This window comes from Algimonas porphyrae (assembly GCF_041429795.1).
In the GTDB taxonomy this organism is placed as follows: Bacteria; Pseudomonadota; Alphaproteobacteria; order Caulobacterales; family Maricaulaceae; genus Litorimonas; species Litorimonas porphyrae.
In genome coordinates, this window is record NZ_CP163424.1 from 2119384 (window position 1) to 2143034 (window position 23651).

Annotated in this window: 23 protein-coding genes; 12 read left to right on the plus strand and 11 right to left on the minus strand. The window is 58.7% G+C overall.

From position 1 onward, the window contains the following. Positions 1 to 4: 4 nt before the first annotated feature. From AB6B39_RS10350 to AB6B39_RS10360, 3 genes are all read right to left on the minus strand, one after another. Positions 5 to 571: a NuoB/complex I 20 kDa subunit family protein gene (locus tag AB6B39_RS10350; protein ID WP_284370673.1), complete on the minus strand. Its 567-nt coding sequence runs from the start codon at positions 569 to 571 to the stop codon at positions 5 to 7. A gap of 4 nt (positions 572 to 575) precedes the next feature. Further along, positions 576 to 932, minus strand: a complete 357-nt coding sequence (gene ndhC / locus AB6B39_RS10355) for an NADH-quinone oxidoreductase subunit A (RefSeq protein WP_348520163.1) — start codon at positions 930 to 932, stop codon at positions 576 to 578. 233 nt (positions 933 to 1165) lie between these two features. Beyond that, the gene (locus AB6B39_RS10360) at positions 1166 to 1642 is read right to left on the minus strand and encodes a YcgN family cysteine cluster protein (protein WP_284370669.1); all 477 of its coding nucleotides are present in this window, start codon (positions 1640 to 1642) and stop codon (positions 1166 to 1168) included. 36 nt (positions 1643 to 1678) lie between these two features. On the opposite strand from AB6B39_RS10360, the gene AB6B39_RS10365 reads away from it, so the two are divergent. Together AB6B39_RS10365 and AB6B39_RS10370 are read left to right on the plus strand one after the other, a co-directional pair. After that, a complete protein-coding gene (locus tag AB6B39_RS10365) occupies positions 1679 to 3679 on the plus strand; it encodes a transglycosylase domain-containing protein (protein WP_371398558.1) in 2001 nt (666 codons plus the stop codon). Positions 3680 to 3831: 152 nt separating this feature from the next. Beyond that, on the plus strand, positions 3832 to 4554 hold the full coding sequence (locus AB6B39_RS10370; protein ID WP_284370665.1) for a CAP domain-containing protein: 723 nt from the start codon (positions 3832 to 3834) through the stop codon (positions 4552 to 4554). Here the strand turns inward: AB6B39_RS10370 and AB6B39_RS10375 are convergent. Then, positions 4548 to 6212, minus strand: a complete 1665-nt coding sequence (locus tag AB6B39_RS10375) for a tetratricopeptide repeat protein (protein ID WP_371398559.1) — start codon at positions 6210 to 6212, stop codon at positions 4548 to 4550. The two genes, AB6B39_RS10370 and AB6B39_RS10375, sit on opposite strands and share 7 nt — an antisense overlap. A gap of 113 nt (positions 6213 to 6325) precedes the next feature. Between AB6B39_RS10375 and AB6B39_RS10380 the strand changes: the two genes are divergently transcribed. The 5 genes from AB6B39_RS10380 to proC all read left to right on the plus strand — a co-directional run bounded on the left by AB6B39_RS10380 (position 6326) and on the right by proC (position 9828). Further along, positions 6326 to 6778, plus strand: coding sequence for a hypothetical protein (locus AB6B39_RS10380; protein WP_284370660.1), 453 nt, complete (start codon positions 6326 to 6328; stop codon positions 6776 to 6778). A gap of 33 nt (positions 6779 to 6811) precedes the next feature. Further along, complete coding sequence (locus AB6B39_RS10385; protein ID WP_284370658.1) at positions 6812 to 7717, plus strand: rhodanese-related sulfurtransferase; 906 nt, start codon at positions 6812 to 6814, stop codon at positions 7715 to 7717. After that, positions 7714 to 8349 (plus strand): glutathione S-transferase N-terminal domain-containing protein, encoded by a 636-nt coding sequence (locus tag AB6B39_RS10390; RefSeq protein WP_284370656.1) that lies wholly within the window; start codon positions 7714 to 7716, stop codon positions 8347 to 8349. Before AB6B39_RS10385 ends, AB6B39_RS10390 begins: the two co-directional genes overlap by 4 nt. A 126-nt stretch (positions 8350 to 8475) precedes the next feature. Further along, positions 8476 to 8895: a YbjN domain-containing protein gene (locus AB6B39_RS10395; RefSeq protein ID WP_371398560.1), complete on the plus strand. Its 420-nt coding sequence runs from the start codon at positions 8476 to 8478 to the stop codon at positions 8893 to 8895. Positions 8896 to 9018: 123 nt separating this feature from the next. Continuing rightward, positions 9019 to 9828, plus strand: coding sequence for a pyrroline-5-carboxylate reductase (proC, locus tag AB6B39_RS10400; RefSeq protein ID WP_284370651.1), 810 nt, complete (start codon positions 9019 to 9021; stop codon positions 9826 to 9828). Between the two features lie 14 nt (positions 9829 to 9842). Here proC and AB6B39_RS10405 read toward each other — a convergent pair whose 3' ends face one another. Both AB6B39_RS10405 and AB6B39_RS10410 read right to left on the minus strand, forming a co-directional pair. Then, positions 9843 to 11150 carry an ATP-binding protein gene (locus AB6B39_RS10405; protein WP_284370649.1) on the minus strand — a complete coding sequence of 436 codons (1308 nt, stop codon included), beginning with the start codon at positions 11148 to 11150 and terminating at the stop codon, positions 9843 to 9845. Positions 11151 to 11155: 5 nt separating this feature from the next. Further along, positions 11156 to 11878: a response regulator gene (locus AB6B39_RS10410; protein WP_284370646.1), complete on the minus strand. Its 723-nt coding sequence runs from the start codon at positions 11876 to 11878 to the stop codon at positions 11156 to 11158. Between the two features lie 95 nt (positions 11879 to 11973). Between AB6B39_RS10410 and AB6B39_RS10415 the strand changes: the two genes are divergently transcribed. Further along, on the plus strand, positions 11974 to 12768 hold the full coding sequence (locus AB6B39_RS10415) for a branched-chain amino acid aminotransferase (protein ID WP_371398561.1): 795 nt from the start codon (positions 11974 to 11976) through the stop codon (positions 12766 to 12768). 996 nt (positions 12769 to 13764) lie between these two features. Here AB6B39_RS10415 and AB6B39_RS10420 read toward each other — a convergent pair. Then, complete coding sequence (locus AB6B39_RS10420; RefSeq protein ID WP_284370643.1) at positions 13765 to 14118, minus strand: DUF1428 domain-containing protein; 354 nt, start codon at positions 14116 to 14118, stop codon at positions 13765 to 13767. Positions 14119 to 14230: 112 nt separating this feature from the next. Further along, positions 14231 to 14734, minus strand: coding sequence for a single-stranded DNA-binding protein (gene ssb / locus AB6B39_RS10425; protein ID WP_284370641.1), 504 nt, complete (start codon positions 14732 to 14734; stop codon positions 14231 to 14233). A 301-nt stretch (positions 14735 to 15035) separates the two neighbouring features. On the opposite strand from ssb, the gene uvrA reads away from it, so the two are divergent. Then, the gene (gene uvrA, locus AB6B39_RS10430) at positions 15036 to 17900 is read left to right on the plus strand and encodes an excinuclease ABC subunit UvrA (RefSeq protein ID WP_348520146.1); all 2865 of its coding nucleotides are present in this window, start codon (positions 15036 to 15038) and stop codon (positions 17898 to 17900) included. Positions 17901 to 17967: 67 nt separating this feature from the next. Next, the gene (locus tag AB6B39_RS10435; protein WP_284370633.1) at positions 17968 to 18417 is read left to right on the plus strand and encodes a hypothetical protein; all 450 of its coding nucleotides are present in this window, start codon (positions 17968 to 17970) and stop codon (positions 18415 to 18417) included. 52 nt (positions 18418 to 18469) lie between these two features. Here AB6B39_RS10435 and AB6B39_RS10440 read toward each other — a convergent pair whose 3' ends face one another. Both AB6B39_RS10440 and AB6B39_RS10445 read right to left on the minus strand, forming a co-directional pair. After that, positions 18470 to 19582, minus strand: coding sequence for an energy transducer TonB (locus AB6B39_RS10440; RefSeq protein ID WP_284370631.1), 1113 nt, complete (start codon positions 19580 to 19582; stop codon positions 18470 to 18472). Next, positions 19579 to 20580, minus strand: a complete 1002-nt coding sequence (locus AB6B39_RS10445; protein ID WP_284370629.1) for a hypothetical protein — start codon at positions 20578 to 20580, stop codon at positions 19579 to 19581. The genes AB6B39_RS10440 and AB6B39_RS10445 overlap by 4 nt, the downstream gene beginning before the upstream one ends. Before the next feature lie 108 nt (positions 20581 to 20688). On the opposite strand from AB6B39_RS10445, the gene trmFO reads away from it, so the two are divergent. Then, on the plus strand, positions 20689 to 22068 hold the full coding sequence (trmFO, locus tag AB6B39_RS10450) for a methylenetetrahydrofolate--tRNA-(uracil(54)-C(5))-methyltransferase (FADH(2)-oxidizing) TrmFO (protein WP_284370628.1): 1380 nt from the start codon (positions 20689 to 20691) through the stop codon (positions 22066 to 22068). Here trmFO and AB6B39_RS10455 read toward each other — a convergent pair. Further along, positions 22065 to 22808 carry a squalene/phytoene synthase family protein gene (locus tag AB6B39_RS10455; protein ID WP_284370627.1) on the minus strand — a complete coding sequence of 248 codons (744 nt, stop codon included), beginning with the start codon at positions 22806 to 22808 and terminating at the stop codon, positions 22065 to 22067. The genes trmFO and AB6B39_RS10455 overlap by 4 nt on opposite strands. Positions 22809 to 23017: 209 nt before the next feature. On the opposite strand from AB6B39_RS10455, the gene AB6B39_RS10460 reads away from it, so the two are divergent. Next, positions 23018 to 23602, plus strand: a complete 585-nt coding sequence (locus AB6B39_RS10460) for a superoxide dismutase (protein WP_284370626.1) — start codon at positions 23018 to 23020, stop codon at positions 23600 to 23602. The last annotated feature ends 49 nt before the right edge of the window (positions 23603 to 23651 follow it).

The following is a 23651-nucleotide window of genomic DNA, read 5'->3' on the forward strand; positions in this document are numbered from 1 at the left end:
GCACTCATCGGACGATACTCCCCTCACGCCGTATCTTCTTCTGTAGTTGCAAAATGCCGTAGATCAGACCTTCCGCGGTGGGCGGACAGCCCGGCACGTAAACGTCCACAGGAACGATCCTGTCGCAACCCCGCACGACGCTGTAGCTATAGTGATAATAGCCGCCGCCATTCGCGCAGGACCCCATGGAAATGACGTAGCGCGGGTTCGGCATCTGGTCGTAAACCTTGCGCAGCGCCGGAGCCATCTTGTTCGTCAGCGTGCCTGCGACGATCATGACGTCGCTTTGACGCGGGGACGCACGCGGCGCAAAGCCGAACCGTTCCAAATCGTAGCGTGGCATTGACGCCTGCATCATTTCGACGGCACAACAGGCCAGTCCGAACGTCATCCACATCAGCGAGCCCGTGCGCGCCCACGTGATCAGATCATCCGACGCAGCAGTAATGAATCCCTTATCCGCCAGCTGATCGGACAGACCGTCAAAGCCTTGATCGTGAAGGCGCGGGTCATAGGCGCTCGACCCCATGTCACGGGCAGCCATGCCATTCGGCGCGAGAATATCGGTCATGCCCCTACTCCCAGTCCAGCGCGCCGATCTTCAGCGCGTAGACATAGCCTGCAATCAGTTCGAGAACGAAGATCACCATCACGATCCAACCGTATAGACCGACCACGTCGAGACTGACAGCAATCGGAAACAAAAATGCGACTTCGATGTCGAAAATGATGAAGAGGATCGCCACCAGATAGAAGCGCACGTCGAACTTCATCCGTGAATCATCGAACGCCTCGAACCCGCATTCATATGTCGAGACTTTCTCCGCATCGGGGTCTGCGGGCGCGATCACGGTCGGGACCAGGAGAAACAATAGAGACAGGACCAGCGCGATGGCGAACATCATCACGACTGGCATATATTCGATCAACAGATCGGGCATGCAAACCTCGAGGCATGGGCAACCGCCAGAACGAGTCCTCGAAGAGACTCACAGGCAGCCTGAAATCGAGGGCGAACCTAGTTGGGGGCTTTGTCCATTGCAACGGCGTAATCAGTGGAAACCGATCCAATTGCTGCGACGAAACATCCTCTAGCCGTCTGGAATGACAGCCTTAATGAGAATGACCCGCAACTGCGGAATAGAAGAGCTTCTATCGGTCGATCTTATCCGTCCTCCCAACTGGGCTCCCCCGGCCAGACCGTGATCCGACCGAGCAATTCATCGTCGCTCAGCCCCACTTCGCTGATGGTGCCGTCTTGCACGCTCATCCCGCGATCATGGATGGTGTCCCGGTCGCCGGTCAGAAGATGGTGCCAGTCCGGCAAGGGCCGACCTTCTGACAGCAGACGGTAGGCACAGCTTCTGGGCATCCACTTTAATGCCGAGACGGTCGAGGGCTTCAGAATGACACAGTCCGGTACCTTCTCCTTGCGCCTAGGATAATCGCTGCACAGGCACGTCTTATTGTCGAATAGCTTGCAATGTACATCGGTCGTATGAACCTGTCCGGTCTCGTCATCTTCCAGTCGGATCAGACAGCATTTGCCGCACCCATCGCACAGGCTCTCCCACTCCGCAGCCGACATGTCGGTCAAGGTTTTGGCTTCCCAAAAGGGGCGGGAGTCTGGAAAATCCGTCATGCGAAAGGATAGTTATCAATTAACGTAAAGCGAGGTATGATAACCTCTATGGCGACCTATCGGGCCGATATCAATGTGGCAGAACGCCGGGGGCACAGCCGCCGCAGCGCTTTTGCCATGGCCATGGTCGGGCTCGTCGTCGCCATGGCGGCTCTCGTCTTCGGGGTCGGACGCGCCTATCTTCTCAGCGGTATGCCGACGCTGCCGGACAAGGCGACGATGTGGCAGATGAATCTGGCACCGACCATAACGCTAGTCGACCGGAATGGCGTCGTAATCGGTCATCGCGGCCCCTGGATCGGGGAGCCGCTAAAACTCAACGACATGCCGGCCTATCTGCCCAATGCCTTTCTGGCGATCGAGGATGAACGCTTCTTCGAACATGAAGGCGTCGACAATAAAGCTATCCTGCGCGCGATGATCAGCAATGCCCGGTCCGGTCAGCGCAGTCAGGGCGGCTCGACCCTGACGCAGCAGCTCGTCAAGATCATGATACTGACGCCAGAGAAGACCTATCGCCGCAAGTTTCAGGAAGCCCTTCTGGCCCGCGATCTTGAAGCGATCCTCTCGAAACCCGAAATACTCGAACTTTACATCAACAGGATCAGTCTGGGACCGCAGATATTCGGAGCCGAGGCTGCCAGTCAGCGCTATTTTGGCAAGAGCGCCCGCGATCTGACCTTGGCCGAAGCGGCCTTGCTGGCGGGTCTGGCACAGGCCCCGAGCCGCTATAATCCGGTTCGCAATTTGGACCGAGCACTCGCACGCTCGCGAGTCGTGCTTGAACGCATGCGGGTCAACATGCTGATTTCAGAACTGGAATATGAAGCCGCCTTGGCCAATCCACCGCGGATCCTCGAGGAATCACGCTCGCCTATCGATGAGCGCATTCTCGGCTATGCGTTCGATTATCTGTCCGAAGACGCCCGGCGGCGCGCCGGCCCTCGCTATCCCGATCTGGTTGTCACATCGACGCTGGACGCCAAGCTGATGAAGAGCGCGCATGAAACGCTTAATGAGGTTCTGGACAAGAGCGGCGAGACCCGCAACGTCAGTCAGGGTGCCGTCCTGACGCTCGACAATCAGACAGGCGGTATTCTCGCCATGATCGGTGGCCGCAATTATCTCGACAGTATGTTCAACCGTACGACTCAGGCGCAACGACAGCCGGGGTCGAGCTTCAAGACATTCGTGTATGCCGCAGCTTTCGAAGACGGATTTACACCCGCAACGGTCCGGATCGATCAGAAGCGCTCGATCGGCGGATGGGAACCTGAGAATTATACGCTTCGCTACAGAGGGCCGATCACCATACGTGAAGCCTTAAAGCTCTCAATCAACACAGTCGCGGCGCAAGTCGGTGCTGAAATCGGGCCCAGCCGCATCGTGGCGACGGCGAAACGGTTCGGCATCACCTCTCCTCTGAAAGCGCATCTGTCGCTCTCGCTCGGCAGTAGCGAAGTTAATCTCATGGAGCTGACGGCCGCCTACTCCGTTTTCATCAATGAGGGGCTGCTGCGTCAGCCCTATATGATTGAGCGGATCGAGACGACCAGCGGTGAGGAACTTTACAATCGCACAGACCGGGCGGGCGACCGCGTCTACCCCCTGCCCTATGCCGAGCAGATCACGTCGATCTTGCAGGAAACGCTGGAGTCGGGCACCGCCCACGGCGCGCGTCTTCCGGGTCGCCCTGCAGGGGGCAAGACAGGAACGTCACAGGATTACCGCGATGCTTGGTTCATCGGATTTACGGGTCAGATGACGACCGGCATCTGGATGGGCAATGACAATAACAGCACGATGAACGAAGTGACGGGCGGCTTGCTGCCCGCTGATGTGTTCAAGGCCTATATGACCGAAATTCACGAGGGCGAACCGATCGTCGCGCTGACGGACCTTGAGGTCACGCCTGCGGATGCACGCGCGTCCGAGATGATGGCTTTCTATCTGGGCTTAGCCGCAGCCCTACGCAACGAACGCGACCTCGCGGCGGGCGTTCGGCCTCCTCCTGCCCCTGCGCCAGCCGGACAGTAACGCTATCTCCTTCTATCAGAGCCCGAAGTCGGCTGAGCTAAATTCCCCGAGTTTCAAATGGTTGGTATGTTTTTTGCAGTAAATGCAGTCTCTTCAACCATTTCCTAGCTTTTTGGCTGTGAAATGCGCTTTCGATCTACAGGAGGCTCTTTATGTTCGGGCGTATGAGGTTGGGGATTTTTGCGGCAATGGCCTTGCCGATCATCGCTTTGACGACGTTACCGGCATCCGCCACGACCGGCGCCTTCAAGGGTGCGTTCAAGCCTGACGACGGAACATACCGGATTGTCCCTGTCAGCTCCGCCGAACAATGCTCGGCTCTATGCAAAGGCGACTCCGTTTGCCGCGGCGCTGTGACATATCAACCCGACGTGACGAAACCCGACGCGTTCTGCCGTCTCAATAACGGTTTCGGCGCCAACCCCGTCTTTCCACAGCAACCGCCGGAGCCACTCGACCTGCGCGAGGCTCTGTCCGATCTGAATGCCTATCGTGCGCGACATGGCCTGGGACCTGTGACACTGGAAACGCGACTGATCGAAGCTTCGCGCATGCATGCGGATGATCTCGCCAAAGCGGGCATCATCTCCCACAATGGTACAGATGGGTCGACCCATGGCGACCGCGCCCGTCGCGTCGGCTATAACTTCCTGATTGCAGGCGAGAATGTCGCCACGGGTCAGAAGAGCTGGGACGATGTCTTCAAGGCCTGGCAGGAAAGCCCGGGTCATAATCAGAATCTCTTGCGGCCTGATGTATCCGAATTCGGGATCGCGCTCGTTTACGAACCGCGCACGACCTACTCGACCTATTGGGCGATGCTTGTTGCTGAGCCAATGGATATGAGCTTTCTAAACTCCAAGAATATTCACTGAGCCGTTACGTCAGGCCCTGCCATCAGGCCCAGTCGCGACCAGCCCTCGATAATCATGGCTTCGATCACCCGGTCGACTTGCCAGAATTGCAGCATTCGCATCGCCTCCTGCGCATAGGTAGAGGCCCCATCCGAGACGCGTTGGAATGTCTTTATGCCGCTCTCGATTTCGTCCGTCAGGCCCAAGCAGGCGATTTTAAGCATGATCAGATGAACCGGACTGCTGGGTTTGATCTCGCCAATCCGCGCAATGACCCCCTCATAATCTTTGCCGACAAAGTCGATTAGCAGACTGGCCGCGTCGAACCAGGCGGGTGGCGACGTCACGAGACGTCTGGCGGACGCGTCATAGGCCGCCGCCGTTTCGACATCGCCCATGGCAGCACGCGTGAGTGCAAAATAGGCCAGCATCGCATAATCATTCGGATTGAGCGTCATGGCTTTCTGCGCCATCTGCTCGCCCGCGCGCACATCTCCGGAATGATGTAGTGCCTGAAATGCCGCAAAATAAGCCATCGAATTCATCGGGTCGATGGACATGGCTTTCTGCGCAAGACCCCGCGCATTCACGAGGAAATGGTCAGGACTGCCAGGTGGAATGCACTGTGTACACATATAGCTATTGAGCATGGAGCGAATGGCAAAGCCCGTCGAAAAATTCGGGCTGGCATCCGTGATGACTTCAATATCATGCAACAGGCTCGCGGCGTCCTCCCGGCTGGGTCCCAGCCCCATTTCATAGAAACGCAAGACAGCCTCATAGGCCGATATGGACTGACGCCGACCGGAATTAAGGCGACGATTGTGACGATTAATCTGTCCGAACGGGGCAGCCACAGCAGCAGCCACGTTGGAAGCGATGGATTCCTGCAATTCGAATACGGTATCGGGCGCATAGACCCGGTCGAACGTCTCTCGGTACAGGACCTGGCCGGTGTCGGCTGCGCTCAACGTGGCCACCACGCGGAACACATCAGCTGAGCGGCGCACATTTCCGGACAGGACGAACTGGACATCACGGGTCATGTCGATCGTCGACAGGGACGCTGCTACCACTTCCCCTGGAACATCGGGATGCTGCGCGATGACGCGGATATGCCTGAACTGAACCAGCGCTGAAATGATCTCGGCTGTCAGCCCCTTTGCAAAGAAAGCAGAATCAGACGGCCCAGTATCATCGACGAAGGTAACAACGGCAAGGCCTGGCCGGGACAAGCCGCGTTCTTCGCCCGACGCTTCCGCATCGTCGTCCACGCTTGAGTCCCCCTGTTGAGTCCGTGGCGACCGGACTTCGAACCGCGGGGCATAACGTCCTTTTGGAATGGTCAGCCGAATGGGGTCACTCTCTCCGGCATCTGCGTAATACAGATCCAACCGGCGTCGTAACTGGCTTGCCTGCACACGCACGATCGTGTCGGTCTGCGAGTTGAAGTCACTGGGCTTGTCAAAAACTTCCAGTCCGATTGTGTAGCCCTTCAGACGCGCACCACGCCCGGCGATCGCCTCCTCGACCACATAGGTCAGAAACCGCTTCATGCGTGTCGTGTCGGAAAACAGCGCGTGATCAAGAATGCGGGCCAGTTGTGCGCGAACGGCTTCGGCCTGCATATCGGACAGGCCGCAAGCAGTATCGTCAATCGCCCGTGCTGGCTTTGACATCGCGCCTCCGTTCTGACCTATGATACTGCAAATACACTTATCCAGCAATCGTCGCCATTGGATAGGCGTGATAGACGAACGCCTTGTCGTCGATTTTTTTATCCGGAGATGTCGTGAAGACACAATTTTTGGCTTTGCTCTTGCTGCTACCCGCCTGCGCTTCGACCCCTGACCCTGCCGAGATCTGCACTGCGGAATGGATCGAACCGCGCAGCGAGCGCGCGCTTGATCGCATCGAGAAACGGGCCGCAAAGTCCATCGAGGCTTTCAAATCGGTCAGTGAGACCTGGCTATCTGGAGAGAGTCCGGGTCCGCTCCAGATGTATCGTCTGTCGCGCGCGTTCGACGCGCTCGAGACAGAACTGAAATCGGGGCCTGGCTCGCGTGACTTGCGATTACTGGCGGCGACCTGCAGCGACCCGGACTTTATCAGCGAACAGGTCACGGCATTGTTGGAGCGCGCCGATATTCCGGACAGGATGGTTCTGTTTCTGGACCGCACCGGCCTGCTGAACCGGGCGGTCGAGATGATTGAACGGGGTGATGCCTCTGACCCAAATGGTTGACCCTGGAGCCTCGCCTGCCATAGCGCCGTCGCCATGACCTACACCGTCGCCGCCCTCTACAAATTTGTCAGTCTTCCGGATCACAAGAACCTTCAGCCTTGGTTGAAGGCGATGGGCGATATGCTGAATATCTCCGGCACCTTGCTACTGGCCAATGAAGGCATCAATGGTACGATTGCAGGCCGATCTCACGATATCGATGCCATTCTAACCTATATGCGGGCCGACCCCCGACTGTCTGATCTCGATGTGAAGTTCAGTGACAGTGCGGACCAGCCCTTTCTGCGTTTCAAAGTCCGTCTCAAGCGCGAAATCGTCACGATCGGCCGCTCAGATGTCGACCCGACCTGCCGGGTCGGCACCTATGTCCAGCCTGAAAACTGGAATGATGTGATTACAGACCCCAATACGGTGCTGATCGATACGCGCAATGATTATGAGGTCGCCGTCGGCACATTTCGCGGTGCCATCAATCCGAACACAGAATCCTTCCGCGACTTTCCGCAATGGGTCGCTGACAATCGCCCGCAGCTCGAGGGCAGGCGTATCGCCATGTTCTGCACCGGCGGAATACGGTGCGAAAAAGCCTCATCCTACATGCTCGGTGAAGGCTTTCCGGAGGTCATGCATCTGAAAGGCGGCATCCTCAAATATCTCGAGACCCAGTCGCCCAAGGACAGTCTCTGGGACGGAGACTGCTTCGTGTTCGATCAGCGCGTTGCCGTTGGGCATGGCCTGTCGGAAACGGACTGGTCGCAGTGTTTTGCCTGTCGCATGCCGCTCTCACCAGACGACCTGCAGAACCCGAGCTACAGGAAGGGCGTGAGCTGTCCGCATTGCGCCGACGCTGATACGGACAAGTCGCGTTTTGAAGAGCGCCAGAAACAGATCGATCTCGCGCAGACACGCGACATGGTCCATCTCGGTCGACAGACGTGACACAACCCGTCCTCTATTCCTTTCGGCGCTGTCCCTTTGCCATGCGGGCCAGGATGGCGCTGGACGCGGCGGAGATTGCGGTCGCCCATCGCGAGGTCCTGCTGCGGGACAAACCCGCCGCCATGCTCGCCGCTTCGCCCAAGGGAACCGTCCCCGTCCTCGTCCTGCCAGACGGCACAGTCATCGATGAAAGCCTGGACATCATGATATGGGCCCTGTCCCGCCATGACCCGGAAGGCTGGACGAGCGAGACCGAAGCGGATCGTCGAGACGTCGAGCAGTTTCTGGAAGCTTTCAAGGACCGGCTCGACCGCTACAAATATGCCAGTCGCTACGACGAGAGCATCGCGCGCGAAGCCGTCGATCACAAGCAGCGGGCCGAAGCCCTTGCCGTCCTGCTCGATTTTGCCTCCAATCTCTCGCACACGACATTTCTACGTGCCGACAGGCCACGGCTGATCGATGTCGCGACATTCCCGTTCGTGCGTCAGTTCGCCGCCGTTGAACCTGACTGGTGGGCTGCCAGCATTCCGCAAGATTTGCAGGACTGGTTGAAACACTGGTTAGAGTCGGATCGTTTTCAACGCATCATGACGAAACATAGGGTCTGGACACCTGAATCGACGGGCTGAACGCGTCGGCGAACAGGGTTAATGTTCGCACCTGCCCCGTGGTTATCAACACGCCAGATAGCCGAATAGCTTGCCAAGTTTCGATTAACCCTTAGCCGTGGGGTGAGAAGATTCGTGGACACTGACATGGCATTTGCCGACGACCGTTGTATCAGACCCGTGCCGACCTTGAAGGCTGCGCCCCGGCTCCGTTCGAATCCGATCGAGACCTTCATCCGCATCGCTGTAGCCGAGAACTACGCCTATGAGCGGATTGGCGATCATGAGGTTCACATCAGTCTGCATGGTCTGTGGTGCGATCACGATCTCTCGCTGTCCTGGAATTCCAAGGAAGAACAGCTCTCCCTTTTCATTCTATTCGATGGTCGCGTACCGGGCGGACGGTCCGATGCGATCTGCCGCCTCCTGTCACTACTGAATGAGCGGCTGGCAGCGGGTCATTTCGATTTCTGGCAACGCAACGGCAATCTCGTCTTCCGTCACTCCGTCTCATTACGAGGCGGCGCGGCCTTGTCGCTCGATCAGGCGCTCGACGTCATGAGTTAGAGTCTGGACGCTGCGGAACGGGGTTATCCGGCGGCCCAATACGTTATCTGGGCTGGCAAATCTCCTGAAGATGCCTTGGCCGAAGCCCTTGTGGATATCGCTTCCCACGGATAGGCCCGCCTTATGGCGCAGACTCACCTCATCGTTGGTGCTGGCAATATGGGCGGGGCTCTCCTGTCCAGCTGGGTGGGGGACTCGCTGGTCAATCCGCGCAACCTTGTCATTCTCGACCCCAAGCCGGGCAGTGAGGCGGTCTATCTGATCGAACGCGGCGCACGGCATATCGAGGATGCCGACGATATTCCGAAATCGGTGCGCGTTGTCTTGCTGGCGATCAAGCCGCAGCTTTTTACTGGCCTCAGCCGTAAATTGGCGGCCGCTCTTCCGGCCGAACCCCTCATCATTTCCATCATGGCCGGCACGGCGACCGATACGCTGGCCCGCGCCTTTCCCGACGCGATTATCGTCAGAGCCATGCCGAATACGCCCGCGGCTGTCGGCAGAGGCATCACGGCCTATGCGGCGGGTGACAGTCTGTCCGAGGAGCAGGCCAAGCTATGCGAGGCCCTGCTCGGTGCGAATGGCGAGGTCATCCGTGTGGCGGACGACCGTGCGATCGATGCTGTGACTGCCATATCGGGATCCGGTCCGGCCTATATCTTCCACCTCTGCGAAGCTCTCACCGATGCCGCCATGCAGGTCGGATTCGACGCCAAGACAGCGGCGCAGCTTGCCCGGGCGACACTGACGGGATCCAGCGCATTGCTTGAAGCATCCGAGCGGTCTGCAACGGAACTCCGCGAAGCCGTCACCTCCCCGGGTGGCACGACACAGGCGGCTCTGGACGTGTTGATGGCGGATGGCGCACTGATCAACCTGATGCGTCAAACCGTGCAGGCGGCGTTCGATCGCGCGCAGGAACTGTCGGGCTGAGCGGCAGCCGAATGCTAGCGCGGCAACTGTATTGTCGCGCGCAATCCCCCTCTTGGACTGTCATCGAGCTTTAGCCGCCCTCCATGAATCTGCGCAATGTCGCGCGCCACGGCAAGTCCCAGACCGACACCCTCGACATTCTGCGTGCGGGCATCATCCATGCGCGCAAAGGGCCGCAGCACATCTTCACGCTTATCTTCCGGAATGCCCGGACCGGCATCGTCGATCCGGATCAGAAGGTGATCCGGTGTCGTCCAGAGAGCGATCGAGGGGTCGCGCGCATATTTGCGAGCATTATTGACCAGGTTAAGTACGGCACGGCGAATCTGCTGCGGTCGCGCATCGATGGTCACGGGTTCGGACACGGTAACCGGCACGGACTCCTCCTCCCCGAGGGTGAGCAGCAGCTCATCCAGTCGGACGGGAATGGCGTCCCCGCGCCCCGCCCCATGCGCAAAATCGAGATAGGCCGACAGCATCGCTTCCATTTCGTCGACATCATGGCGCGCTTCGGCGATATCCTCCTTGGTTTCGGCCATGGACAGCGCCAGCTTGAGGCGGGTCAGTGGCGTCCGCAGGTCATGGCTCACACCGGCCAGCATCAATGTGCGTTGATCCAGATGGCGACGAATACGCTGCCGCATCCGCATGAATGACTGACCGGCCCGACGCACTTCGGCTGCCCCGTGCGGCTTGTAGTTGGACACATCCTGCCCTTTACCGAAAGCGTCAGCTGCGTCTGCCAGTTCGCGGATCGGAACGCTTTGTCGCCGGATATAGAGAACTGACACCAGCGTCAGCAGGATCGTCGCCGTCACCAGCCAGAAGATGAAGACGAACCCCGTCGGCGCAAAGACACGGTCGCGGGCGGCATAAAATTGCAGCACCCCTTCATCGACCGCGACGCGGATATCGATATGGTGCGGGTAGCGTGTCGTGTCGAACCAGAAAGGCTCATCAATGGCATTGGCCAGGGCGCGACCGATCGACTGATCCAGCACGGAAAAGAAGTTTCGCCGACGCGATTGCGGCAGCGCTTCCCCAGGCTTCAAACGGACCGAGAGCTGCATATCGGGCCGGAGCAGATCATCCAGCGCTTTCGCCGTGTCGATGGACGGGTCGCGGCTGTAAAGCTCCGTTGCGACTGCGACATCGGCGGCCACCGACTCGGTCAGATTGGCCGTTACCGTCGCCCAATGCGCATTGAAGAAAATATAGGCCACGATCATCTGCATCACCACGACGGGCAGGATGATGATCAGAAGGCTGCGCCCGAAGATCGACTTGGGCACGAATTGCTTCAGGCTAGGGCGTCCCGCCATGGTTCTTACCGCGCCGCCGGGTCCAGCGCAGGTTCAGCCACCAGCCTGTAGCCTTTTCCCCGCACCGTCAGCAGATATTGCGGCTCCGACGGATTGGGCTCCAGCTTGCGGCGAAGGCGGGTCATCTGCACATCGACGGCGCGTTCGCTATCACCATTGACGTTCTGCGACAGCATGTAGCGCGACACGGTTCCGCTGCCCTGACGGGCCAGGAGATCAAGCAGCGCCGTTTCACTGGTCGTCAGGCGGACAATCTCCCCCTCTTTCATCAGCACGCTGTTTTCCAAGCTATATTCGAACGCACCGAAACGGATGCGGTCACTGACCGTCTTGCGGCCCGTCCGGCGAAAAATCGCGTCCATCCGCAGCAGAAGCTCTTCGGGTTCGAATGGCTTTGCCAGATAGTCGTCCGCACCCGCTTTGAGGCCCCGGATCCTGTGCGCCGGATCGCCCAGCGCTGTCAGCAGGATCATCGGAATGTCCAGATGGGTACGCAGATCGGCAATCAGGGCGACACCATCCTCGCCCGGCATCATCACATCGACGATCAGCAGATCATAGGACAGACCTTCCATCTTGGCGCGCGCATCCGCCGCGTCCCGGGCCGTCGAGACACGATAACCCGCTCGCCCCAGATAGCGCGCCAGGAGATCACGAATCCGGTCGTCATCGTCGATCACCAGCACATGCGTGTCGCTGCGTTCGATATAGGTGGCTTGCTTGTCCAAACTTTACTCCTTCAAGGGCCTTATGACGGTTGACTTGCCCCGCTCCAAGACAAGAAAGACACCAACACTGACTGACGTGCCCGAAGGAACGCCCCATGCTGGAAAAACCCTATCACGACCGTGACGGCCATATCTGGGTCGATGGGTCGTTCGTGGACTGGCGCGACGCCAATATCCACCTTCTGACACATTCCCTGCACTATGGTTCCGCCGTATTCGAAGGCGACCGCGCCTATGACGGCAAGATTTTCCGTCTGACCAATCATTCAGCCCGACTGAAACGCTCTGCCGAGCATCTCGGCTACGAAATCCCCTATTCGGTCGAAGAAATCGATCAGGCCTGCCTCGACGCGCTCGCCAAGTCCGGACTGGGCGACGCCTATGTGCGGCCCGTCGCCTGGCGTGGCAGCGAAATGATGGGAGTGGCGTCGAAGAACAATGTCATCCATCTGGCTGTCGCGACCTGGCACTGGGGCAACTACTTCCCCGACAAGATGAAGGGCATCCGGCTGATGATCTCGGACTGGAAACGCCCGGCACCCGATACGATCCCATGCAAATCCAAAGCGGCGGGTCTCTACATGATCTGCACGCTGGCCAAGGACAAGGCGGCGGCAACGGGTTGGGACGACGCGCTGATGTATGATTATCGCGGTCGCGTCGCTGAATGTACGGGCGCGCATATCTTCTTTGTCCGTGACGGAGAGCTCCACACACCCACAAACGATATCCTGCTCGAAGGCATCACTTATGACACGGTGATCAAGCTCGCCGAAAAACGCGGTATCACCGTGCATCGGCGCGACATCTATCCCAGCGAAATTTCGCATTTCGAACAATGCTTCGTCGTCGGTACAGCAGCGGAAGTGACCCCTGTGCGCGAGATTTAGGGTTCTCATTTTACCGTCGGTGACACGGTCAAACAACTCGCCGCCGATTATGATGCTCTGGTGCGCGGTCAGATCACACTCTGACACGGTCGTCTGCCCGTTAACCTCTGTCATCACGAGCCGCTCACCTGTCCTCGGCAATGAATGCCGGGAACGGGGGTCGGTTTGCAGGCAACCGCCACCCTGCGGCTGAGAGCGGGTCATCAGCATCACGCTTGACGTGAACCCTCATCATCAGAAGTGACACGAGGCGCGGACTCTGCCCCGTGACCGGAGCAAAAGATAAATACCGTTTCGTCGCAAGACGGAGCCCGCGCGCGGCGCTTGGTTCGTTTCGCCTGCCGCGCCTGCGACCCATCGCCTGCGGATTCCGCGGCCTAACCCCCGATGCCGGATCATGGCAGCGGCGGATGCTTGGCTCACGCGCGGTCCGCGAGGGACCAGCCTCAGAGGCGGCAGAGACAAGGAAGGGTATCAGCGGCAGCATAAACCGCCGACACATCCGCTATCGGCCCGGTCGCTCCGCCATCACCTGACGGACCTTTCCGGCTTTCACCGGTCGCGGACATGTCCGTCCGCAACACGGGCCGAAGCCCTCACACCGATCCGCCACACCGAGGGTTATGCCCCACCCCGTGTCCGTGACGGACAAGGATAAAAGAGCATGGAAATGAGGGTCCGGGGATTAGGTTTGTGGGATTGGTGGTAGGTGATTGAAGCAACAGTCTTCTTGAAAGCCATAAGCGGGGACTGAATACGCCACCTGACCCGCTCAGGCCGGCTCGACCGGCCTGCCCATCTCCTGCTGTCGCGTCTGGCGGAGAGGGTTGGGTGACAGGCTCGCCGTCGGAGCGATTAAGATCAGTCCGGAGGACTGATCGACGCGGAGGGTCGGTGGGAGCGGATAAAAGGGGAGTCGTCGCGCAAACTCGAAAGGTAGCGACACATGGCGATCAAACGCTCGTCGCAACGCTGGGCGCGGCTTGAAAGCTTGTCCTAATCCCCGACGATCTGGTCGAAGCCGCCATAGATGAGGCGTTTACCGTCAAATGGCATGGTGGACCCGAATTCCTTCATGACCGGATCCGTCTCGCAGTCGGTCCAAGCCTTGTCACGCGTGGCTTTGTCGGCCCAGATCGTCCAACCCACGACAACGTCTTCATCATCGTTTTTCTGCACGGCCATCGGCATGGAGGTCACCTCGCCGTCCGGCACGTCCTCGGCCCAGGCTTCGCGGTAGTCGAGCGCGCCGTAACGCTTGAACATTTGTCCGAACTGTTCGGCGTGAGCGATATAGTCCGCTTTGCGCGCCCGCGGCACAGCGGCCATGAAGACATCGATATAGGGCATGTATAATCCTCCTTGCTGGAAGACTAGCACAAGACGCGCATAAGAAAAAAGCGCCCAGCAAGGGGGCGCTTTTGCAGTGTCGTAAAGAAGGGTCTGGCCCAGTAATATGCGCCTAGAACGGGATCTCGTCGTCCAGGTCGAAGTCGCCCTTCGGCCCGTCCATATTCGCCGCCGAGCGGGAGCCGCCGCCCTGATTATAGCCGCGATCCTGATTAAAGTCGCCGCCGCCACCGCTTCGGCCACCGCCACCACCGCCGCCGGAACTGCGGCTGTCCAGCATCGTCAGGTTGCTGTTCGGGCCCGCGACCTTGACCTTGGTCGTGTAGCGGTCATTGCCGTCCCGGTCCTGCCACTTCTCGGTTGTCAGCTGACCTTCGATATAGAGCTTGGAGCCTTTATTGACGTAGCGTTCGATGACGCCGACCAGGCCTTCGCCGAAGACTTCGACCGTATGCCATTCTGTTTTCTCTCGGCGTTCGCCGCTCTGCCGGTCTTTCCATGTTTCGGATGTGGCCATGCGCAATTTGGCGACCTTGCCGCCATTGCCGAAGGTGCGAACTTCGGGATCGGCTCCGAGATTGCCGACGAGAATGACCTTATTGACTGAACCTGCCATGATAATCTCCTTGTGAGTGCGCAGGGTCCGTTAAGCGTTGGACTGGCCCTGCGGGCGGTTTATGAACGTCTACTGGCACCAGGCCGGGGCATCGTCATCACTGTCGGAACCGATAGCTGTGGATCGCATTGCATTTCCACTGCCCTCTCCCATCTGCTAGCACGTAAGAAGAGGTAGCCCGATCCAATACAGACATGACCTTGCCGCGACTCGCTGTTTGGAGTAGCGCCAATGTTCCTTATCTGTTCTGGCCGGAAAGTCCAGTCCTGGAGCCCGTTCTTCCGCTGTGAGTTAAAGCCCTATGGCCATGCTGAAAAACATTCAGGTTCGCGGCGCGCGCGAGCATAATCTGAAAGACGTCGATGTCGATCTGCCGCGCGATAAGCTGGTGGTCATCACCGGCCTGTCGGGATCGGGCAAGTCGTCCCTCGCCTTCGATACGATCTACGCCGAAGGGCAGCGGCGCTATGTCGAGAGCCTGTCCGCCTATGCGCGTCAGTTCCTGGAATTGCAGGGCAAGCCGGATGTGGATTCCATCGAAGGGCTGTCGCCCGCCATTTCCATCGAACAGAAGACGACGTCCAAGAACCCGCGCTCCACTGTCGGGACGGTAACGGAAATCTATGATTATATGCGCCTGCTCTGGGCGCGGGTCGGGGTTCCCTATTCGCCTGCGACGGGCCTGCCGATCGAGAGCCAGACCGTCAGCCAGATGGTCGATCTGATCATGGCGATGCCCGAGGGCACCAAGCTCTATCTGCTCGCGCCGGTCGTGCGCAATCGCAAGGGTGAGTTCCGTAAGGACATCGCAGAATGGATGAAGGCGGGGTATCAACGGGCCAAGATCAATGGCGAACTGGTCCGGCTGGAAGACGCGCCGGAGCTCGACAAGAAGTTCAAGCAGGACATTGATGTCGTCGTCGACCGCGTCGTTGTGCGCGAAGGCGTAGAGACGCGTCTTGCGGACTCACTGGAACAGGCGCTGCGCCTTGCCGACGGTCTGGCCGTTGCCGAACAGGCGGATGATCCGGATCAGCGGCTGCTGTTTTCGGAAAAGTTCGCCTGCCCTGTATCCGGCTTTACCCTTGCGGAGATCGAGCCCCGCCTTTTCTCGTTCAACAGTCCGCAAGGCGCCTGCCCGACCTGTGACGGTCTGGGTAAGGAACTAAAGTTCGATCCGGCCTTGATCATTCCCGATGATAGTCGCTCGCTGGCGGGCGGTGCCATCCTGCCCTGGTCCAAGACCCCGTCGGGCCTCTATGCGCAGACGCTGCAATCACTGGCCAGACATTATGATTTTTCCGTCAGCACCCCCTTCCGCGACCTGCCGACCAAGGCCCGCAATGTCGTGCTGAACGGAACGGGCGGCACCAAGATCCAGTTCGAATTCAAGGACGGCAAGCGGAGCTACAAGACACGCAAGCCTTTCGAAGGCGTCGTGCCCAATCTCGCCCGTCTCTACCGCGATACTGAAAGCAGCTGGCGGCGCGAGGAACTGAGCAAATATATGTCGAATGCGCTCTGCAATAGCTGTGACGGCAAGCGGCTGAAGCCGGAATCGCTCTCGGTCAAGGTTGCCGGGCTCGACATTGCGGCCCCCGGCGAGATGAGCATTGCGGCCTCGCTGGCCCATTTCGAAACGCTAAAAACCACCCTGTCCGACAAGGATATGGAGATTGCGGAGCGCATCCTTAAGGAAATTACGGATCGGCTGAAGTTTCTGAATGCGGTCGGACTGGACTACCTCACACTAGGCCGGGGATCGGGGTCACTCTCCGGCGGTGAAAGCCAGCGTATCCGGCTGGCCAGTCAGATCGGCTCCGGCCTGACGGGCGTGCTCTACGTGCTGGATGAACCCTCCATCGGTCTGCATCAGCGCGACAATGCGCGCCTGCTGCAGACGCTGCAGGAGCTGCGCGATCTTGGCAATACGGTGCTGGTCGTCGAACATGACGAAGAGGCGATCCTGACGGCCGATTATGTCATCGATATGGGACCCAAGGCCGGCATTCACGGCGGCGAAGTCGTCGCCAAGGGCACACCGGGTCAGATCAAGAAGTCCAGCAAGTCCCTGACCGGACAATATCTGACAGGGGCGAAAGCGATCGACATTCCCGCCCGTCGCCGCACGATCAACCCGGACAAGGTCATTCGCATCGAAGGCGCCTCAGGCAATAATCTGAAAAATGTCGACGTCGACATTCCGCTCGGCGTGATGAGTTGCGTTACGGGCGTTTCCGGCGGGGGCAAATCGACCCTTACAGTGGAAACGCTATACAAGGCGGCTGCGCGCAAGCTCAACAAGGCGACGAAACCGCCCATGCCGCACCGTGCCATTCACGGCCTCGACCAGCTCGACAAGGTGATCGATATCGATCAGTCGCCGATTGGGCGCACGCCGCGCTCCAACCCGGCGACCTATACGGGGGCGTTCACGCCGATCCGGGACTGGTTTGCGGGGCTGCCCGAAGCCAAGACGCGAGGCTACAAGCCGGGTCGCTTCTCCTTCAACGTCAAGGGTGGGCGCTGCGAGGCGTGCCAAGGCGGCGGCGTTATCAAGATCGAGATGCACTTTCTGCCGGACGTCTATGTCACCTGCGATGTCTGCAACGGCGCGCGCTATAACCGCGAAACGCTGGAGATCAAGTTCAAGGGTCGGTCCATCGCGGACGTGCTCGACATGAGCATCGAGGAGGCCGCCGACTTCTTCAAGGCGGTACCTTCGATCCGGGACAAGATGGTCACGCTACAGCGCGTCGGCCTCGGTTATATCAAGGTCGGGCAGCAAGCGACGACGCTCTCGGGCGGCGAGGCGCAGCGCGTCAAGCTGGCCAAGGAGCTCTCAAAACGCGCCACTGGTCGCACGCTCTACATTCTTGATGAACCCACGACGGGCCTGCACTTCGAGGACGTCAACAAGCTGCTCTCCGTGCTGCAAGAGCTGGTCGGCACAGGCAACACCATGGTCATCATCGAGCATAATCTCGACGTGGTGAAAACCGCAGACTGGGTCATCGATATCGGCCCGGAAGGCGGTGACGGCGGCGGTACGGTCGTCGCAACAGGCACGCCGGAGCAGATCAGCGCTGTCGAAGCCAGCTGGACCGGGCGCTATCTCAAGCCGATGCTCGACCAGGCCTCCGCCCGCCAGGCCGCGGCGGAGTAGTTTCCATTGTAACCTGCCAATCGACTGCTACGATGCAAAAAAAAGCGTGAGACATAGGCTGATTATCATGAAGAAATTTCAAAAACTGGCTCTTGGACTGACACTGGCTGTCGCGACAGCCATGCCCGCCGCCGCCAATGATGCAGCTATGTGCAAAACCTACGGGAAATTCGGTGGTGCCATGGTCGACTTCATGCTGCCGCTGACCATGCAGAACTTCGTCGATATGATGACAGGCCAGAAGCCCGAACTTCTGTCGGAGATGACCCAGAGTCTGCTGACCTATCTGGACGGGACGGACCTATACAACATGGCACAAATGGACGGTGACGAATCCGATCTTCTCGGGGAAGCAGCAGGCGGAGTTGCAATTGAACTGTTGATGTCGGGCCGCGCAACCAATGACCAGGAAGTCATCACCTTGATGGAAGATGCCTGCCTGAAAGTCGGGATCGACGCGATTATCGACAATCAGAGAATTGCCAACAAGGCGGAAGCTCAGAACTTAGGCGAGTAGAACGGGGAAAACACGACCGCCCTGTCAGCGGCCGAAGCTTCTTTCCCTCACCCTACCAGATCGTATTGCCGCTACCGTCAGACAGGACAAACCGGATTGTGGTAACGATATCCGTCCGGTCGGACATATCTTCATCCGCGGTCCTCGGAGAATATTGCCATTTTTCCACGGCTTTGAGAGCGGGTTTTTCGAAATATTCCGGCCAGGCGGTGACGACACGCTTGTTCGTCGGCTTGCCATCATCCGTCAGATCGAATTCGACGACCACATAGCCTGACTGCTGCGCCCGGCGCGGCATGATCGGCGGCACACGGTGGATCGGCTTGACACTTTCATTGCGCGCCTTGTCATAGGGCCAGCATTGGCACAGGCCGTTCTGTTCGGCCTCGTCCAGATCGCCCTGATCGTACAAGGCGGACCGCATGTATATCCAACGCCCCAAGGCAGCGCCGACGAGCGGGTATTTTTCCGGGTCGAGCCCATCCGTCGCTTCCATCACCTCCTGATAGCTGAGCGCCGCATCCATATAGTTCTGCTCATATTCGTGGCCATAACCCCGATAGAGTTGCGCCCTGATCTTGTAACCGCTCTCGATCCCGTCAGTCGCATTTTCGAATACGGTCAGAGCGCGCTCGGCATAATCGACCGCCTTGTCAGCATTGCCCCGCCCGGCATGTGCGCCTGCGACCATAGTCATGATTTCAGCCGTGAAGGTGCTGCCGGACAGACCGCTCGCCTCCGCGTATTCGACAAGGTCTTCACCTTCCTTCAGCCTTTTCCAGTTATCATCGAACACACCGAGCAAAGTCAGTCGGACAATGCCTCGCTCGAGATAGACCAGCGGCGCATCCGCGCCATAATCCGTGACCAGTTCCATGGCCCGCGACGCGGCTTTCAACTGTTCTTTTTCAACATCGCCCGTCAGAAGCGACGCATAATTATTGGCGAGGTCGCCCGTCGTCTTCGTATCGCCCATTTTCGCTTCCGCCCGTTCCCAGGCAATCCGGGCTGCCGTTCGGGCAACGTCAATCTTGCCTTCCGTCATTGCCGTTTCATAGGCGCGGTAAGCCTTGACGACATCAGGCGGGATCGCAGCCTGCGCAGCCGCGACAGGCAGGCCGACAAAAGCCAGAGTCAGACAGAGCGTTATAAGTGCCCGGATCATAATGCCTCCTGTTCAGGGTTTTGCCCGTAAGGGACATCTTGCGCGGCATCCGCCCACTGTTTCGTAAAATAGGCCTGCGGACCAGCAATGATCATGTAGAAGAAAGCCATACCGGCGGACATGAGGAAAAGCGCGACCGCCAGGCCGGCTTTAAATCCCGGCGAGTTGACCGCCTGCTGGACCAGATCAACAACTTCTTGTGAATCCTCGGCCAAGATCGCCGAGAACAATTCCGCAGACATCAAACCTGACAGGCCTGACAGAAAACCTGCAGTGGAGAGCGCATAATAGGCGATATAACCGATCAGTCCGGCTACAAAGATAGAGCCGAAAATCGCACCCCGCCTGCCCTTCGACACATGACGCGCCGCGAGAACGTGCGTGTTACCCCGCAGAGCGGTCAATGCGCCCGCTGGAGAGATCACCACCATGAACCAGTAGATCACGACCATCAGCGCGATCATGAAGATAAATCCCAGGAATATTGCAAAACCGAAAGCCGATTCACCCATCATTACCCCGGCAAAACCAAAGACGAGGCCTATGATGATACCGCCCGCAATTGCTACGACATAGACCAATGCGTAAAATCCCAGGATCGCCAGAGCCTGTTGGACTTCGTCCCGACCAAACCGGAAAGGGAAAAGCCCGTCGTCGACACCGAAAAAATAGGCCCTGTAAAAGGCGGCTCTGACAATGGCGTTGGCCGAAAAACTCAATACAATCAGTACAAAGACAAACATCATCACTTTGCCCAGTTCCGACATCATCGCGCCCGTCGAGCTATCCATCGACGACAGGATCATGCGGCCATAGGACGCGGCCATAGGCGGCAAAAGCAATAGGTAGATGATGGTAAGTGCGATCGTCAGATAAGCCGTCAATATCCAGAAAAGCTTCGCTCCCCCCGGTGATCGAAACGCGCCAAACATGGCGTCCGTAATTTCGTAATCCCTTGTATAGGGTGTCGGTTCGATTGGTTTCATGCTGCCCTCCACGTTTCAACTTACAGGCGACACATTGACTGCGCAACCTTCAGGCTATGAACGACACACTTGATGCGCGCCCATATTGCCTAAGCGCGATCAAAGCCCTAGGTCGCGCGGATGCCTGCATCTGTCCATATCGTCGGCGCCGGTCTCGCCGGATCCGAGGCCGCTTGGCAAGCCGCCGAAGCGGGCGTGCCCGTCATCCTGCACGAAATGCGGCCCCAGCGCATGACAGCCGCGCACCAGACCGGCGGCTGCGCTGAACTGGTCTGTTCCAATTCCTTTCGTTCGGATGATCATCTCGGCAATGCGGTCGGTTTGCTGCATGAGGAAATGCGCCGCAATGGCTCGCTGATCATGGGCATGGGCGATCTGTTCCAGCTTCCTGCAGGCGGGGCGCTGGCGGTCGATCGCGATGCGTTCTCCGACGCTGTGACCACCCTGCTGTCGCAGCATCCGAACATTACGATCGAATATGGCGAAGTGGCTGGCCTGCCGCCGCGCGAATGGGGCAATACGATCATCGCGACGGGACCGCTGACATCGGACTCGCTGGCCAAATCTATTCTCGCTGAGACGGACGAAGACAGTCTGGCCTTCTTCGATGCCATCGCCCCGATCGTCTATAAGGACAGTATCGACTTCGACAAAGCCTGGTTCCAGTCCCGCTATGACAAGAAGGGGCCTGGCGGCGACGGGGCGGACTATATCAACTGCCCGCTCGACAGGGACCAGTATTACGCCTTCATCGACGCGCTGACATCTGCGGATCAGACGGAATTCAAGGATTTCGAGAAGGATACACCCTATTTCGAATCCTGCCTGCCGATCGAAGTCATGGCGTCACGTGGCCCGGAAACGCTGCGCTTCGGACCGATGAAGCCGGTCGGATTGACCAACCCGCATAATCCGACCGTCAAAGCCTATGCGATCGCGCAGCTGCGACAGGATAACGGGCTCGGTACGCTCTACAATATGGTCGGATTTCAGACGAAGATGAAATATGGCGCGCAGGCCGACGTCATCCGGATGATCCCAGGACTGGAAAAGGCTGTTTTTGCCCGGCTGGGCGGTATTCACCGCAATACCTTCATCAACAGCCCGAAACTGCTGGATCGGCAGCTGCGACTAGGCTCGCGACCTGACTTGCGCTTTGCTGGTCAGATCATGGGGGTCGAAGGCTATGTGGAAAGTGCTGCACTCGGCCTGATCGCCGGACGAATGGCTGCGGCCCAGGCCAAAGGCGATGCGCTCGATCCGCCGCCGCCCACGACGGCGCTGGGCGCATTGGTTGAACATGTTACGGGCGGTTTCATGGACGGGCCGAAAGCCAAGTTCCAGCCGATGAACGTCAATTTCGGCCTGATGCCGCCGGTCGACAATCTGGTTATGAAAAACCCGGATGGCAGCCGCGCCAGAGGCAAGCAGAAGACCCGCGTCAAACGCCGCGCCATGGCGGAACGCGCCCTGGCCGATATCGGCAGCTGGGCGCCCTAGAGCCGCCCTGTCGCGACCGTTCTGAGCATGCGAAGCTGCTTCGCAAAAGGCGAGTAGTCAGGCACATTGCCGGCCGGATCATAGCCGGGCTTGGCCATCCGTTTCAGAAACCCCGGCACAAGGGCCCCATAGGCCAAAGCCGGAATGGCAGGTCCGAGCGGATCTTTCCGGGCCTCTGAGTAGGCGCTCTTCGCTGCATCGGCGATGTCTTCAAAGGCCAGTCCGGACAGTATACCTTGCGTGTAATAGCGGTAGCTCCGGGCCAGCCCCGTCATCCCCCACGCCCGACCGGCCATCAGACCGCCCTGCCCGCCGCACAGGAACACAGCCGCCCGCGCCAGTGCGCCAGACGTGGCATCGGCATAATCGATCCCGTCCTGGATCGTAGCGAAGGGTTGAGGATCGAGATCGCGCTCCCGCCCGTCAATGATGCGGTCGAGCAGAAAGCGGCTTATTCCTGTCTGCGCGATCATCTCAGCCAGCGGCGTCGTCACTTCATGCGCGCGGACTGTCCGACCGTCGAACATCTCGCCCAGCGCGTCGCGCCACCACTGATAGCGGATTGCGCCCATCATCGGCTCGCTAACCAGTTCCGGGACTTTGGCGAGTTCCGCGTGAAACGCATAGAGCGTGAGCAGACGGTCACGAATGTCCGGATCGGCCATCCGTGCGGCACGAACCCGGTCCGGGTCGAGCTGTTCCAACCGCGTCAGAACTGAACTGTCGATATGGATTGGCACGAGAGTCCCGGGTTAATCTTGCGAAGCGCCGACCAAATGCCTATCCCGGGCCTTCGAAGCAAGATTTCCTGTCGGAAAGTGGGTCGTGATCATCATTGCCCCTCCCTCGGCTGGAAAATACTTCCGCATCGCTGACGACTTTCCCCGGGAATAGGAACCATCAACCGGTCTGTCCCGTAGAATGAACTGACAACCAAGGAGATTATAGAATGGCTTTTGAACTTCCCGACCTTCCCTATGCACGCGATGCCCTCGCCCCGACCATCAGCGAAGAGACGCTGAACTACCATTACGGCAAACATCATCAGGCCTATGTCAACAAGCTGAATGACGGCATCAAAGGCACGGAATTCGAAGATATGAGCCTGGAAGAGATCATCCGGAAGTCCGATGGCGGTCTGTTCAACAATGCTGCTCAGGTCTGGAACCACACATTCTATTGGCACTCCATGACCCCCAACGGTGGGGGCAAGCCCACTGGCAAGATCGGCGAAATGATCGACCGCGATTTCGGCAGCTATGATGACTTCGTCACCGCATTCAAGGATAAGGGCGGCAGCCAGTTCGGATCCGGCTGGGCCTGGCTGGTGCAGAAGGCTGACGGCACGCTTGACGTGACCAATACGGCCAATGCTCACACCCCTGTCGAAGGCGAAGAGGTGACGCCGCTCCTGACGATGGATGTGTGGGAGCATGCCTATTATCTGGATTACCAGAACGCCCGTCCGTCCTATATGAACAGCTTCCTCGACAAGCTGGTCAACTGGGACTTTGCTGAGAGCAATCTGGCATAGGGCGAACACCCCGCCAGACATGAAAAAGCCCGCTCAGGCGGGCTTTTTT